The following is a 15,489-nucleotide window of genomic DNA, read 5'->3' on the forward strand; positions in this document are numbered from 1 at the left end:
TTGGGGGGACGGATGCGGGGACGCCAGCTCGCGACCTTTCTGCCGTGCTCAGCCACGGACGAAAGGAGCGAGTGCGATGAGTGTGGGCGACCAGCTCGGCCTCGACGAGACCCCGAATTCACACAGCGAACTGCTCGACCAGGCCCGCGAGAAGTGGCCGGCCTGGGTGGCAGCGGATCCCCGGCTCGGGGTCGTCGAGGAGTTCGACGACCTCCGTGCCTGGCTGCCCTCGGCCGAGAGCGCAGCCTCTGACGAAGTCCTCCTGGCGCTGGCCATGCTCGCGGCCCCCGACGGCGGTGACGACATCGCCGCGGCGGCCGCGCTCGCCAAGTGTCTGCTGCCCGGTGCGTGCCGGCTCGCCGGCTGGCTGAGCACCCTGCCTCCCCGCGAGGTCTTCCGGGACAGCCAGCCCGTCGTCGCCGGCTCCTGGTCAGCCGTCGAGCGGATCGACGAGCTCGTGGCCTCCCAGCTGTGGATCGAGGTGCGGACCTTCAAGTGGCGCCGTCTGCGCAAGGTCGCCGCGAACATCCTGATCAACACCCGAGTCGGGGTGCTCCGCGAAGTCGGCGACTTCTTCCACGTCTCCCGAGCAGACCGCACCTGGGCGAACACCACCCTCGTCGAGTCGTTCTCGACCGGCGACCTGGACGCCTCGGACGGGGCAGCGTGGAGCAAGGGCGAGCTGCAGACCGAGCCGGTCGCTGGCGCCCTGCGGCGCCGGCCCGAGATCCTCGCCGACGCCGGCTCCGAGCAGGAGGAGCCGTCGGCCACCGAGGAGTTGCTAGAGCTGCTGGCGTGGGCGTGTGAGAACCAGGTGATCAGCGCGGCCGACCGCTACCTGCTGCTGTGCTTGGTCGACGAAGCCGACCGGATCGAGACCCGCAACCTGACCCGCGGCTACGGCGGCCTGCTCAGCAACGAGGTGTCCAGCCGCGTCGCACCCCGCATCGGGGTGTCTGAGGCCACCGTCCGCCGCCACGGCTCGCGCACTGTCCGCGCCCTCGCCGCGGCCGCCCCGAGGAAGTTCGGCCATGACGAATGAGCGCAACCGTGATCGCTCTCACCGCCCCGCGACACATAGGCGACTGGAGGTGGTGAAGCCCATGACAAACACCCAGGACGACGGCGAGAGCCGGACGCCGGAGCAGATCGCCGAGCTGTTCGCGATCGCCGGCCGCGAGACCGAGGCGATCGAGCAGCTGACCGGCTGCGTCGCCCAGCTGCACGAGGTGCAGGCCGCCAAGGCCCAGCTGGCCAGCCTCACCCCGGCAGAGGTCCGTGCCGCGCTTGAGTACCGCCGCGGCGGCCTCGGGGAGGCCCAGTGAGCACCCAGACCTCGAGCCGCCCGGTCGGCGTCGACGAGCTCAAGCGGGCTTGGAACGCGGTGAGCGCAGGCGAGTTCCGGACCGGCCCCGGCGCCGGCAAGGGACCCCGCGGCCGCGGCACCGCCGCCGCGGACAACTGGAGCCCGGCAGCGGGGGAGCGCACCATCGCCGTGATCGGCTGCGCCGGTTCGGTCGGGGCCAGCACCGCCGCCCTGGCCGCCGGCCTGGCGGCCGCCAGCCCGGTCCGGGTCATCGAGTGTTGCTCGGTCACAGCGTCGGGCCTCGCCGCGGCCAGCACCGCCGAGCTCGGCCTGCACCCGACCGACTGGCGCCAGGGCAAGCGCGACCACGTCCTGCTCGAGCGGGCCAGCGAGGTCCTCGCCGGCGTCGACGAGGTTCCGCTGCCGACCGAGTCCGAGCACGAGACCCAGCTGACCATCCTCGACATCGGCTGGGAGGCCGGCCAACTTCTGGCCACCGACTGCTGGCTCGCCGAGGCCGTCCGCACCGCCGACCAGATCGTCCTGGTCACCACCGCCACCGTCCCCGGGATGCGCCGCGCCTCGGTCGCGCTCGAGCTGCTGGCCAACCACTGGCAGCCCGAGCAGATCACCCTCGCCGTGCGCGGTCCGCGCCGCAAGAAGTGGCCCCGGGGCCTCGAGCACGCCGGCGGGCCCGCCGTACGGCGCGTTCTGGTCGCAGACCGGTGCGTGGAGATCCCCGAGGACCGCGAGCTCGCGGTCAACGGCCTGGACTCCCGGCCCGTCCCGGCCCCCCTGATCTCGGCAGCCCGCCAGCTGCTCGAGCCCGCACACCTGTCCGACACCAGCGAAAGCGCCTGACCCACCGGGGGTCAGCAACCCAGAAAGGAAGTCCACCCATGGACGTCATGACCGCTGTTCTCCCGATGGCCGCCAAGGTCTGCCCGAAGGCACCCCCGGGTGCTGTCGGACCCACCAACGAGATCACCAGCTACGTGCTGTGGGGCGTCATCGTCCTGTTCGGTCTCGGCATCATCATCGCCATCGGCGCGATCATCGCCGGCCGAGTGTTCTCCCTGCCGCACGCCTCCAAGGTCGGCGTGATCTCGGTGGTCGTCGTGTTCGCCTGCGCGATCGCCTACCTGGTGCTGCCCGGCATGCTTAACGGGATCCTCGGCGAGGGCTGCATCTGATGCGGCGCGCAGCCACGAAGAAGGCCGAGGCCACCACCGAGTGGGGCCGGCGCCGGCTGCTCGGCATCCTCGCCGCCGCCGTCGCCGTGGCTGTGCTCCTGCTGGTCGGCCTCGTCTACGCGGTGTACCTGGCGATCGCCGGTATCGGGGACGAGGCGAACGCGAACACCGGCGTGGCCACCGGCGAGACAGACCACTCGACGGTGGCGCGCGGTGCCGCACACCGCGACGACATCGCGGCGGAGCCGATGCTGAGCGTCCCCGAGGGTGCGGCCTTCCCGGCCGAGACCACGAGCACCAAGGCCCCGGAGATCAAGATCCCGGCCGGCGCCGGGGTCAACGGACCGGCGTTCGTGATGACCGGGTTCCCGCAGACCCCCGAGGGCGCGATCGGACAGCTCGCCCAGATTGACCTCGCGGTGCTGCAGTCGATGAGCCTGACCACCGCCGAGGAGGTCTACAACGCCTGGGCGCTGCCCGGCGGGGTCCGCGCGGAGGATTGGTGGATCACCGCCAGCGTCCGGGCCTTCCTGTCCAGCACCGGGATGGGCGAGGTCAAGGACCCGAGCGCCTCGGTCTCCCTCGAGCCGGCCGGCGCGCTGATCAAGGGAACCGACGGCCCCGACTGGGCCACAGTCTGCGTGCTGATGAAAGTCAGCGCGACCTACAAGTCCGAGGGCCAGATCGCCTTCGCGCACTGCGAGCGCATGCAGTGGGTCGGCGGCCGCTGGATGGTCGCCCCCGGCACTCCGCCGGCACCCGCACCCGCCACCTGGCCCGGCACCGAGCCGGCCCACGAGGCCGGCTGGCGCACCTGGTCCACCGACCACACGACCGAACCCATCATCCCCGGCGACCACGAAGGGGAGCACTGACATGCGCAACGAGATGAGCAACCGGATCAACGGCCCGATGGGGGAGTCCCGCACCACCTTGCTGCGTGTGGGCGTCCTGGTGGTGATCGCCGCCCTGGTGGCAACCGCCGTGTGGCTCGGAGCTCGAGGACGCGCCGACGACAACGGCGGCACCGACAAGACCTCCGGCGGCTCGAGCCAGACCGAGGGGCAGAACGTCTCGGTCGAGCAGGTGGCCCCGGACACAGCCCCCGCGGACGGCGTTGTGATCCCGACCGGCGCAGAGGTGGTCGACGGCCACCCCATCCGGTTCCCGGCCACGGACCTCGGTGCGGTCGCGCTGCAGGTCGAGGTCGCCAAGGCACAGCTCGGGTTTGACTACGACCAGGCCGTCGCCGTGGCTGGCCTGTACGCCGCCCCCGAGGACAAGGCGGTCTTCGAGCAACGCGCCCGCGACGCCGTCGCGCTGCGCCGCCAGCAGGCCGGCGTCCCGAAGCAGGGCGACGTCCCGCCGCCCGCGTCGTACGCCGTGACACCTATCGCCTACACCCTCGAAGAGCTCGACGCCGGCTACTACGCGGTGAACCTGCTCAGCTACGTCACCCTCACCACCGCCAACGGCAAGGTCAGCGATGGCCTCTACGCCGGCACCCAGCTGATGCGCTGGACCGAGGTCGACGGAGTAGGGGACTGGCGCCTGGTCCAGGGCAGCGATGAGGACATCGACCACCTGGTCTCCACCGGCCAGCCTCAGGCGGTCGCGCCGGGCACCCCGGAGTACAAGCAGGCCGGCTGGATCCCGATCAACGGAGCGCCCCAGTGACCGCCACTGCTCTCAGTACTGTCGTCGGCCGAGTGACCAGGCTGGGCCACGTCGCTCGGGCGGCGCTGGCCGTTCTCGTCCTCACCACGCTCCTCGGTGCCGCCACCGCGCTGCAGCCGCCCGCCGCGGCCGCGGCCGAGCCGGTGGCCCGCACGGCCGCCACGACGGCCCGGTCCGCTCCGGTGGCGGCCACCGGCCAGCTGCCGGCCCGTGACGTCAAGATGGGCTGCCCCGGCCCGGACGCGCTGTGCGACCTCGGCGGCGACGCCGTCGACTGCGCCAAGGACCCGATCGACTGCGGCAAAGACGCTGCCGGCGAGGTCAAGGACGGCGCCGGGAACCTGATCAACGGCGCCGGCGACGTCCTCGACGGCGCGACCGGACTGTTCCCGGACGGCTGCGGCATCCTCGACGCGATCTGCGACGGCGGATTGCCTGGACTCCCGGGCTTGCCGGGTGTCCCCGGGATCCCCGGCATCCCTGGCCTCCCGAACGTCGGCGACCTGTTCGGCGGCGGCATTCCCGGCCTCGGTGACATCCCCAACCCGTTCGAGGCCATCGGCGACGTCATCGCCAAGGCCGCGGCCGATGCCTGGACCGCAGCCATGCTCGCGGTCTGGAACTCCGGCCTGTTCGTGCTGCGCATCGTGCTGACGTTCAGCGAGCTGTTCTTGACCCCCGACCTGCGTGCCGACGGACCGGGCAAGGACGTCTACGCCTTCGCGCTCTGGCTCGCGCTCTCCTTGGTGGTCATCTTGGCGATGATCCAGCTGGGAGCTGCCGCCTTCAAGCGCGAAGGGAAGGGCCTCGCGCGGGCGTTCATCGGCGCCGGCCAGTTCGTCGTGGTCTGCGCCTGCTGGTTCGGCTACTGCGTGATGATCGTCGCTGCCTGCGGCGCCATCACCAAGGCGCTGATGAAGTCGCTGCTCAAGGTGCAGACCTGGCCCGACTGGGACCCCCTGGGCGGTCTCGGCATCGACGACATCACCGACGCCGGCGTGGCCACCGCGCTCGCGTTCCTCGGGATCTTCCTGTGGCTGGCCGCGATCGGGCACGTCCTGGTCTTCCTCGCGCGCGCCGCGTCGCTGCTGGTGCTGACCGCCACCGGCCCGCTGTCGGCAGCCGGCCTGGTCTCGGACTTCACCCGCTCCTGGTTCTGGAAGTCGCTGCGCTGGTTTCACGCTGCGGCGTTCACGCCGGTGCTGATGGTGATGGTGCTGGGCATCGGCGTGCAGTTCGCCAACGGTGTCGCCGCCCACCTCGCCGACGACACCGCCAAGGCGTTTGGCACCGCACTGCCGGCGGTGATGACGATCTTGATCAGCGTCGTGGCGCCGCTGGCGCTGTTCAAGCTCCTGGCGTTCGTCGACCCGGGCACCCCCAGCGGAGCGTCGTTCCGACAGGGCATGGCCATCCAGGGCGGCCTCCAGGGCCTGCTCGGCGGCGGTGCCGCCGGCGGCGGTTCATCGGCCGCGTCGACCACGGATGCCAACGGCCGGTCTTCGGGTGAGCAGAGCGCGGAGGCCTCGACCGGTGACCGGTTCAACAAGTCGACCCAGGGCGTCCTCGGCAGCTTCGGGCCGGTCGGACAGGCGCTGTCGACCGGCATGGGCTGGATCAACTCCGCCGGTGCCAAGGCGACCTCGCTGATGTCGGACGAGACCAACCAGGCCGGCGTCGGGCAGAGCACCTACGGCCCGGACTTCAGTGGCATGGGAGGCCGTCAGTCCGGCGGCCAGTCCGGCGACCAGAGCAGCGGAACGCACCCCGGTTCGCAGGGCGGCGGGGACGACGACGCGCAGATGCCGACTCCGCCCATGCCGCCTGCTTCGCCGACACCTCCGACGCTGCCCACCGGCGGTGCGCCTGGTGGCGGCTCGGGTGGCGGTCAGGGCGGTGCCGGTGGTGCCGGAGCAGCTCCCAAGACCCCGGCTGCCGGTGGCGGTGGGGGAGCGGCGGGCGGCGCCGGTGGTGCCGGCGCTGCCGCCGGCGGGATCCCCCCGGTGGCGGTGTAGCGATGCGCCGCCGGATCCGCCTCACGCCCCTGCCGACCGTCCCCGACCTCACCGACATCGAGATTGACCCGGAAGGAAGCCGACGATGACCATCTACGCCGACTACCAGCGCGACCGCATCGGCTGGTTCTTCGGCCTCTCCGGAGGCCAGCTGATGTTCCTGGCGCTGGCCAGCCTGCCGGCGTTCTGGGCGATCAGCCGCGGGGCGTGGTTCTCCGCGTTCCTGTTCGCCCTGGTCTGGCTGTTCTTGCTGGCCATCACCGTCATCCCGGTCCGGGGCCGCTCGGCCACCGGCTGGGTGTTCGCTTCGACGGCGTACGCCGTGGGTGGGCTGCTGGGCTGGACCTCGTTTAGGGCCAAGGCCACGCAGGGCCGCGGCGAGGACCTCGACACCCCGGACCTGCCTGGGGTGCTGCAGGGGGTCCAGATCCACGACGGCCCGCCGCATGGCTCGCAGCTGCAGCGCGTCGCGGTGATCCAGGACCACGCCACCAAGACGTGGGCGGTCACGGCCGCGATCGTGCACCCCGGCATCGGCATGAAGGACGTCGAGGAGCGCAACCGCTACGGCGAGGCGCTTGCCGGGCTGCTCGACGTCGCCGGGCGTACCGAGAAGGTCGACGAGATCCTCTTCATGGTCCGCACCGTCCCCGAGGACGGCGCCGAGCGCGATCTGTGGGTCACCAAGCACCGCCGCGCCAACGCCCCGGAGTTGGCCGAGGTGGTGAACGGCGACCTGGCCCACGGCCTCACCCAGGCGTCGGTGCGCACCGAGACGTTCGTGACGATCGTGGTCTCCGAGACCCGGATCGCCCGGTCGGCCAAGGAGTCCGGCGGCGGCTTCGAGGGACGCTGCCGTGAGATCTACCTGCTCATGGCCGAGATCGAGGCACAGCTGCGCGGCCCGATGGGCATGACCTCGGTCCGGTGGCTCACCTCGCCCGAACTCGCGCTTGCCTGCCGGACCGGGTTCGCCCCCGGCGATCGCGCCGGCATCGTCGAGGCCATGGCGATGCGGGAGAAGGAGCCGGGCGTGAACGCCGACGTCCCGTGGGCATTGGCCGGCCCGTCCGGTGCCGACGCCACGGTGCGGCACTACAGCCACGACGCCTGGAACTCGATCAGCGCCACCATCAAGCTGCCCACCCGCGGCGTGGCGATGGGCGCACTCGCACCGATCCTCACCCCGAGCGAGTCCGGCGAGAGGCGCTCGTTCGTCGTCGCCTACCCGATCGTGTCCCAGTCCAAGGCCGACCGGCAGTCCGGCAACGCCGAGTGGGCCGCCGACCTGGCCGAGGGCATGAACGAGAAGCTCGGCCGCAAGACCCGCGCCAAGCAGCGCGACGAGGCACACAAGGCCCGCGGACTGGACGCCAAGCTGGCCCGCGGCAACTCGCTGACCCGCCCCTACGCGGTGTGCACGGTCACGGTTCCCAAGACGCTGCGGATCACCGAGTTCGGCCGCCGACTGGACGCCTCGGTCCGCCGCGCCGGGTTCGCGCCGCTGCGCCTCGACCTCGCCCAGGACACCGGGTTCGCCGCCTCGACCATCCCGCTCGGCACGAGCCTGACCCGGAGCGGAGACGCCTGATGACCACCTCTCGCCGCAACCGCCGCGGCGCTGATCGAGGCAGGGACATGGCGGCCCTGCTGTCGGACTTCGGGCACGACCTGCCCACGATCCCCGCCCTCGAGCCCGAGGCCAAGGAGCCTCGGATCTTCAAGTACGCCCCGCGCCGCGGCGCAGCTCGTGGCGGCCGCGGCTGGGCGGCCGCCACGGCGCCGGCGTCGGCCTGGTGCATGACCAGCGACCAGACGCCGGTGTTCTGGCCGTTCGTCTCCGCGCCCGCCCTGCCTCCGACCGGCGCGCAGATGGGCGTCGACCAGCTCTCGGGCGGCTCGTTCTACTGCGACCCGTTCGGGTGGGTGCTGCGCGATGACGTGCCTGCGACCAACCCCAACATCTTTCAGTTCGCCAAGCCCGGCAGTGGCAAGTCCGGCACCACCAAGGCGTTCTGCACCCGGATGATGCCCTTCGGCTACCGCACCCTGGTCACCGGCGACGTGAAGGACGAGTACGAGTCCCTGTGCCGCGCGCTCGGGGTCGAGCCCTTCGTCATCGCCCCCGGTTTCTGGGCTCGGGTCAACCCGCTGGACATGGGCCCGCTCGGCGACGGCTGGAAGGACCTCTCCGCCGAGGAACAGCAGCGCCGCGCCACGATCATCTTCAAGCGCTGGCTGGTCCTGGTCCGCGGTCTCGTCGGATCTATGAAGATCGACGACGAGCGCCGGGTCCCGTTCGGTCCCGACGAGAGCGACGTCGTTCGCAACGCACTGCAGATCCTCACCGGCTACGCCGCCGGTAACACCGTCCTCAAGGAGACGACCATCCCGCGTCTGTGGGACCTGTTGCGCAACCCCACCGAGGAGCTCGTCCGGGCCTGCGAGTACGCGAACATCCGCGCGTTCCTCGACGACACCCGGCTGCTGCGCAACGCACTCGGCGAGCTGGTCACCGGTACCCTGGCCGGCCTCTTCGATGACTTCACCAACATCGAGGTCGACTGGCGTGCCCCGATCCAGTCGTTCAGCCTTTCCCGGCTCGACGGCCTGGGCGATGAGGCGGTCGGCATCGCGCTGCTGTGCATGAACTCCTGGGGCCGCGGCCTGCGGGAGATCGCCGAGCCCGGCGACCTGCGCATCGTCGTGCGCGACGAGGTCTGGAAGCAGATGCGTCTCGGAACCGCCGCGGTGGCCAGCTTCGACGCCGACCTGCGGCTCTCCCGCGGCATGGCCGGTAAAGGCGGCGACATCCAGTTCTGCAACCTTCACAAGCCCTCCGACCTGCTCTCGGTCGGCGACGCCGACTCCCAGGCCGCGATGATCGCCAAGGACCTCCTCGAGCTGGCCGACATCAAGATCCTCGGCGCGCAGAAGCCTCGCGTCGCCCGCGAGCTCGACTCGATGCTCGGTCTCGGCCCGATCGCCCAGGACCTCGTCTCCGGGTGGGCGATGCAGGACAAGGGCCGAGCGCTGTGGTGCATCGGCGACGCCACCTACAAGGTCCAGACCGTGCTGCACCCGCTGGAGAAGAAGCTCTACTACACCAACGAGGCCATCGAGGCCGCGGCCTGAGCCGTCCGGGACTGACCAGTCGTGAAGAAGCTGCTGCTCGCCGGACTGCCGGTCCTGATCGTCTTCATGGGGCTGCCGTTCGTCGTGACCCTGATGGTCGTCATGACTACCACGGCGGCGGCCGAGTGCCGTACCCAGAGCTCCCAGTCAGCACCCACCGAGCTCGGCGACCTTGGTGCCATCGACGGCCCCGTGGGCGGCCCGGTCAAGGGCAGGATCACCATGGCCCAGGCCAACATCCCGCGCCGCTCCGGCCTCGATGGGTTCCGGGCCTCCATGCCCAAGGTGCTGTCCAAGAGCCCCGACTTCGTCACCCTGAACGAGGCCGGCGGCTGGAGCCTTGCCCAGATCGAGGCCGCGGCCCCGGGCTACGACGCCTTCCGGGTCTCGGCACCGTCGGAGTCCGGTGCCGGTGCCGAGCAGGCCATGGGCAACGTCGTGCTCTGGAAGCGGTCGACCTGGACCAAGGCCAACGGCGGTCGCGTCCAGCTTGTCGACGACGACAAGACCTTCTACGACGGTCGGCCGGTCACCTGGGACCGGTTCGCGACCTGGGTGATCCTCGAGCGCGCGGACGGCCACGGCGGTCGAGAGGTGGTGTCGGTGGTCTCCACCCACCACATGACCAACCCGCACCGCTGGCCGAAGCAGCACGGCAACCCGCCGCTGACCCGCCCCCAGCAGTACGGCGCCGGGATGGACATCCTGCTGCAGATGCGCAACTCGCTGGCCGCGCACGGCCCGGTGCTCGTCGGTGGCGACATGAACACCCAGGCCTCCTACACCGACCTGCCCTGGGCGGCCGCGGCGAAGATGAAGGGCGCCGGCTACGGCTGGCACAACCACGGCGTCGACTTCATCTTCTTCCCCCAGCACCAGGGCGTCCGGCTCGAGCAGGGCTGGGACGGCACCATGGTGTCGGACCACCACTGGCTTTCCGCGCGCATCGCCATGAACGGCGCCGGCCCCGAGAGCGCCCCGGAGCCCGCGGCCGCCAACGACGGTGTCGTGAACGTTGCCCACACCTCGAGGACAGCGGCCGCGCCGCCGGCCGGCGACGTGCTCGCCCAGCTGATGCGGCTGCGGTTCGCCTCTGGCTACCCGACCATGACCGCCGAGCAGGCCCGCAACGCGATCACCATCGCCCAGGTCGCCCGCGACCTCCAGATTCCCCGCCGCGGCCTGCAGATCGCGATCGCCACGGCGATCCAGGAGTCCAAGCTGGTCAACCTCAACAGCGGCGACCGTGACTCCCTCGGCCTGTTCCAGCAGCGCCCGTCGACCGGGTGGGGGAGCCGGGCCGAGATCACCACCCCGGTGCTGTCCGCGCGTGCCTTCTTCGGCGAGGCCCAGCACACCGGGAACCCTGGCCTGCTCGACATCCCCGGCTGGCAGAGCATGACCCTCACCCAGGCCGCGCAGGCCGTGCAGCGCTCCGGCTACCCCGACGCCTACGCCCAGTGGGAGGACGTCGCCGGCGACATCACCGACCTGCTCGGTGGAGACCTGCCCGACCTGCCCGACGACGGCTCCACCACCGACGTCGCCAACTGCCAGGGCGACACCGTCAACCCGATCACCGTCGGCACCCTCAACCTGCTCGGCGCCGGCCACACCGACCAGCCCGGCGAGCGGCCGGGCTACGACACCTGGGACAAGCGACTGCCCGGCGCCATGCGGACCATCGAGAACGCCGGCGTCTCGATCGCCGGTCTCCAGGAGGTCCACCTGCCCCAGGCCAAGGCCCTGGCCAACCAGTACGCAGCCAAGTGGGGCATGTACCCGGCCACCGGGAAGGTCCAGAACCGGGTGGTCTGGGACCGCAACGAGTGGGAGCAGACCGACGCCCGTCTCGTCGACATCCCCTACTTCGGCCGCAAGGACACCGGTATGCCGCTGGTCCAGCTCACCGGCACAGCTGGAGGCCCCAGCGCCGGGCAGGTGATCTGGGTCTGGAGCATCCACAACCCGGCCGACGCCCAGGGGGACGCCGCGGGGCACCGCAAGGAGGCACTCCGCCGCCAGCTGGCCACGATGACCGAGCTCTCCGGCACCGGCACCCCGGCGGTGATCCTGGGTGACTTCAACGACGGCAACAACTCCTCGCACTGCGCCCTGACCCCTGAGCTGACCAACGCCTTCGGCGGGTCGGCCGAGCCCTGCAAGAAGCCCAAGCAGGACGCGCCGATCGACCACGTCTACGGCACCAACCTCACCTGGGCCAGCGCCGAGGTCGACAACAGCACCAAGGCCAGCAAGCTCGCCGACCACCCGCTCGTGACCGCCACCACGGCCGGGAGCAGCGCCGGGTGCGCCGTCGCCACCGAGACCAACTACAACCTCGGGCCGGTCAAGCCCCAGCTGACCCAGCTGGTCAACATCCTCGGCCCCATGTTCGGCATCAAGACCGTCGGCGGCTACCGCGCGAGCGCCACCGATCCCAACGGCCACCCCGCTGGCCTCGCCGCCGACTTCATGGTCCCGCTGACGCCCGCGGGCAAGGCCCAAGGAGACGCACTCGCGGCCTACGCCCAGGCCCACGCCCGCGAGCTCGGCATCGACTACATCATCTGGTACCAGCGGATCTGGTCCGTCGCTCGGGCCGACGAGGGCTGGCGTCTGATGGAGGACCGCGGCTCCGCTACCGCCAACCACATGGACCACCCGCACATCAACGTGCTGCCCAACGTCAAGGTCTCACCGGTCGGCCTCGAGGGTGCGAGCTGTGACGAGGTGGTCTACCCGGTGCCGGCGAAGTACATCGGCTCCGACAACTACAACTGGCACGAGACCGGGCCCTACTGGTCCAAGTGGCACACCGGCACCGACTTCTCGGCTCCCTGCGGCACCACTGTCTACGCCGCCCACGCCGGCACCATCGAGATCGACACCACCCAGCGCTCCTGGGCTGGTCCCCAGTTGGTGAAGGTCACCACCGGCGCCGGAGGCCTCACCACCTGGTACGCCCACATGCAGAACATCAGCGTGAGCCGCGGTCAGACCGTCGCCGCCGGCGAGCCGATCGGGCAGGTCGGCAAGGAGGGCAACGTCTCGGGCTGCCACCTCCACTTCGAGGTCCACCTCAAGAACGGCTCGATCTACGGCCCCGACAACGTCGACCCGTCCACCTGGCTCGCCGAGAACGCCTCGCGCCCGAGCCGCGCCGTGTGATCGCACCGGAGGGCTGACCGCACATAGGTGACCAGCGAGGCCCAACGACCCACGACCGCCCGGAGGTGGCCAACCGATGCAGCGCGACCGACGACGAGACCCCTACCCGTGGACCTGGGAGGTCCCGCTAGCGGTGACGCTGGCGACCTTGTTCGTCATCGTCATCGGCATCCAGCTCGGCCGATCGGTGGCCAACCTGCTGGCCGGCGCCGGGTGGACCTGGCCCGACGCCAACGCCGGCGCCTTCCCCTCACCGATCGGGACCGCGTTCTGGACCAGCCTGCCCGGCGTCTTGGGCGGTAACGCGGGGGCGGGACTGCCCGACCCGGTCCCCGATCACCTCGCCGGCCGCGGCCTGGTGTGGGCCAGCCTCGCGCTGACCGAGCTCTCGCTGCTGGCCGCGACCATCTGGGCCGGTGTCTGGGCCTACCAGCGCTGGGGGCCCGGCCGGATGCGCGGCATGGCGACTGCAGCCGAGGCCGAGAAGCTCCTAGGAGTCACCCGTCTTCGCAAGGTCGCCGGCATCGTCCGCCCCGACATCTACGGCAAGCACGCGGCCGCCTCGGCCGCGCCGATGCAGCGCCCTGCCGGTGACCACACCGAGCAACCTGGTCCGCAGCTCGGCCACGGGCTCAGCCCCTGGCTCCTGGACGGGCGACGAACGAAGGAGGAGCGATGAAGCTGAGGTTCGACCCGTGGGACGTCGGCTGGCGCATCGGTGACGCGCACGAGCCGAGGGGTGGCGAGCTGTGGGTGCCGTGGGACCGCACCGCCGGCGTGATCGGCCCGCAGGGCTCCGGCAAGACCCTCGACCTGCTCACCCCGGCGCTGCTCGGCGCCCCGGGCGCGGCCCTGGTGACGTTGACGAAGGTCGAGGACCTGCTGCTCAACCTGACCGAGCGCTCCCGCGACGACCGTCCGTGCGTGGTGCTCGATCCGTTCGGGCTGGCCGAGGGCGTCGTCGACGAGCTGATCTGGGACCCGATCGCCGGATGCGTCGACCCCAAGGTGGCCGAGCGTCGCGCCAAGGCCTTCACCGCCGGCACCGTCAAGGGCGCGATCACCGGCGGCACCGGCGACGATGCCGCGCGGTTCTACGCCGCGGAGTCCGCGAAGGTCTTGCAGGGCTACTTCCACGCCGCGGCGCTGACCGGGAAGACGCTCGAGGACGTGCTGCAGTGGGTCGCGAACCCGACCGCGGCCACCCAGCCGATGGAGATCCTGCGCCGGCATCCGCACGCCGAGCCGTTCTGGCACGGCCTGCTGCACGGTGCGCTCAACGGCGACGACCGCACCGCCGGCAACACCGTCACCACGGTGCAGCAGGCGGTGTCGCTGTTCTTCCAGGCCGACATCCGCCGCCGCTGCATCCCCAGCCCCGGACACCCCGCCACCGACCTGGCCGACGTGATCCGCCGCCGCGGCACCATCTACCTCCTCGGCCGAGAGGACCCCTACGCCTCGGCCAGCCCGCTGATGACTGCGGTGGCCGAGCACGTTCTGGACACCGGCCTGGTGCTGGCCAACAACTCCCCGTGGGGAGGCCGGCTGTGCCCGCCGCTTGTCTCGGTGCTCGACGAGCTCCCCTCGACCGCGCCGCTCCCGACGCTGCGGACCCGGATGGCCAACGAGCGCGCGCTGGGGCTGTCGTTCATCTGGGCCGCCCAGACCCGGCCCCAGCTGACCAGCATCTTCGGCGAGCACGAGGCCCGGGCGCTGCTCGGCCTCACCAACACCCTGGTCATGTTCGGCGGGTCCAAGGACGTCGCCTTCAACCAGGAGATCTCCGACCTCCTCGGCCAGGTCCGGATCGGCCGGCGCACGCGCCGCGGTGGTGGCGGCGGGTACGAGGGCGACGACATCGCGATCATGCGGCCTGAGGAGGTCCGCCAACTGCCCGAGCACCAAGCGCTGGTGATCGCCGAGAACGGCAAGCCGATCATCGCCAAGCTGCACCGCTCTGTGGAGGGCAAGGCGGGCGAACGCCTCCTGGCCGACCAGCGGGTATTGCGCGAGCGCCTCACCAACGGCCGCCGCATGGTCATCACCCCCGAGGCCCGCGCCACCGCGGCACTCGTCGAGGCACGCCGTCTCGGCTTCGTCGACGACGACCACGCAAGGAGTGATGACCTGTGACCGCCGAGCAGCAGACCCGGCGGGCGGCGCCCGCGCTGATGGTCTTCCCGTTCCCCATGCCCGGCGACCACGTGCGGCTCGCCTACCGGGAGCTGCACATCGCCATCAACGGCACCGAGGAGGAGAAGCAGGCTCTCGGCAACCACGCGCTGTTGCCGCGGCCGTGGGAGCCGGCCTCCTGCCTGGACCCCGATCTTCGGCACGACCTGTGGGAGTGGCTCGAGGACGTCGTGATCTGGCTGAACCGCGAGTACACCTGGGACGTCTCCGGGCTCATCCCCAGCTGCTGGCCCCTGCACCCGCACCTGGTCCACGAGATCGCCGTGCTGGCCGACCAGCGCCGGCGAGCAGGGCTGGCGATGACCAGCGACGCGCTCGAGGAGTGGCACCGCTACTGCCTGCCGGCGTTCAACGACCGCATGCGCAACAGGCTGCGGGCCCACTGCGACGACGAGCACAAGACATGGCCGGCCAAGCCGCGACACAATGAGCACCTGGCCGAAGCCAGCCGCCAGCGGCGCGAGAACGCCTTCGCCCACGACGTCGACGCGCTGCACCTAGGTCGCCGGACCATCGAACAGCCGGAGTTGCCGGGGCATCCGCGTCTAGTCGAGGTTGACCTGAACACTGGCGAGATCAGGGACGAACCGCTCGGCGCGCAGCCGCACACCCGCACCGCGAAAGGCCCGCGCACCTGACGCGGCAGTCGCGTCTGTGAGAGTCATGGAATCCGCTCAGGTCGTCGTTTGCTCGTTCCGTCGGCGCTCCAGCTTCGAAATCGCTCTTCAGCGGGCGGCAGGACGGCAACGTCAGCCAGACAGGATTCGGACTCGGATCGGGAGCCGCGGGCAACGGT

General features: G+C 71.1%; 13 protein-coding genes. All 13 read left to right on the forward strand.

The annotated features are described in order from the left end of the window. The first annotated feature begins 76 nt into the window (after positions 1–76). Positions 77–1,042, forward strand: a complete 966-nt coding sequence (locus BJ993_RS10060) for a hypothetical protein (RefSeq protein WP_179648647.1) — start codon at positions 77–79, stop codon at positions 1,040–1,042. A gap of 61 nt (positions 1,043–1,103) precedes the next feature. After that, the gene (locus BJ993_RS10065; protein ID WP_179648648.1) at positions 1,104–1,325 is read left to right on the forward strand and encodes a hypothetical protein; all 222 of its coding nucleotides are present in this window, start codon (positions 1,104–1,106) and stop codon (positions 1,323–1,325) included. Next, positions 1,322–2,167: a hypothetical protein gene (locus BJ993_RS10070; protein ID WP_179648649.1), complete on the forward strand. Its 846-nt coding sequence runs from the start codon at positions 1,322–1,324 to the stop codon at positions 2,165–2,167. The genes BJ993_RS10065 and BJ993_RS10070 overlap by 4 nt, the downstream gene beginning before the upstream one ends. A gap of 38 nt (positions 2,168–2,205) precedes the next feature. Next, entirely contained in the window at positions 2,206–2,499 is a 294-nt protein-coding gene (locus tag BJ993_RS10075) for a hypothetical protein (RefSeq protein ID WP_179648650.1), read from the forward strand. Then, the gene (locus BJ993_RS10080) at positions 2,499–3,374 is read left to right on the forward strand and encodes a hypothetical protein (RefSeq protein WP_179648651.1); all 876 of its coding nucleotides are present in this window, start codon (positions 2,499–2,501) and stop codon (positions 3,372–3,374) included. The genes BJ993_RS10075 and BJ993_RS10080 overlap by 1 nt, the downstream gene beginning before the upstream one ends. A 1-nt stretch (position 3,375) precedes the next feature. After that, positions 3,376–4,176 (forward strand): hypothetical protein, encoded by an 801-nt coding sequence (locus tag BJ993_RS10085; protein WP_179648652.1) that lies wholly within the window; start codon positions 3,376–3,378, stop codon positions 4,174–4,176. 32 nt (positions 4,177–4,208) lie between these two features. Then, complete coding sequence (locus BJ993_RS10090; RefSeq protein ID WP_179648653.1) at positions 4,209–6,191, forward strand: type IV secretion system protein; 1,983 nt, start codon at positions 4,209–4,211, stop codon at positions 6,189–6,191. Positions 6,192–6,276: 85 nt separating this feature from the next. Beyond that, positions 6,277–7,782 (forward strand): SCO6880 family protein, encoded by a 1,506-nt coding sequence (locus BJ993_RS10095; protein ID WP_179648654.1) that lies wholly within the window; start codon positions 6,277–6,279, stop codon positions 7,780–7,782. After that, a complete protein-coding gene (locus BJ993_RS10100) occupies positions 7,782–9,326 on the forward strand; it encodes a putative type IV secretion/conjugal transfer ATPase (protein WP_179648655.1) in 1,545 nt (514 codons plus the stop codon). Before BJ993_RS10095 ends, BJ993_RS10100 begins: the two co-directional genes overlap by 1 nt. A 21-nt stretch (positions 9,327–9,347) precedes the next feature. Beyond that, positions 9,348–12,497, forward strand: a complete 3,150-nt coding sequence (locus BJ993_RS10105) for a VldE C-terminal domain-containing protein (protein WP_179648656.1) — start codon at positions 9,348–9,350, stop codon at positions 12,495–12,497. Between the two features lie 76 nt (positions 12,498–12,573). Beyond that, the gene (locus tag BJ993_RS10110) at positions 12,574–13,176 is read left to right on the forward strand and encodes a hypothetical protein (protein WP_179648657.1); all 603 of its coding nucleotides are present in this window, start codon (positions 12,574–12,576) and stop codon (positions 13,174–13,176) included. Then, positions 13,173–14,633: a type IV secretory system conjugative DNA transfer family protein gene (locus BJ993_RS10115; protein WP_179648658.1), complete on the forward strand. Its 1,461-nt coding sequence runs from the start codon at positions 13,173–13,175 to the stop codon at positions 14,631–14,633. Before BJ993_RS10110 ends, BJ993_RS10115 begins: the two co-directional genes overlap by 4 nt. Then, a complete protein-coding gene (locus tag BJ993_RS10120; RefSeq protein ID WP_179648659.1) occupies positions 14,630–15,331 on the forward strand; it encodes a hypothetical protein in 702 nt (233 codons plus the stop codon). Before BJ993_RS10115 ends, BJ993_RS10120 begins: the two co-directional genes overlap by 4 nt. Positions 15,332–15,489 lie beyond the last annotated feature (158 nt).

Origin of the sequence: Nocardioides aromaticivorans (assembly GCF_013408525.1) — a bacterium.
Taxonomy (GTDB): Bacteria; Actinomycetota; Actinomycetes; order Propionibacteriales; family Nocardioidaceae; genus Nocardioides; species Nocardioides aromaticivorans.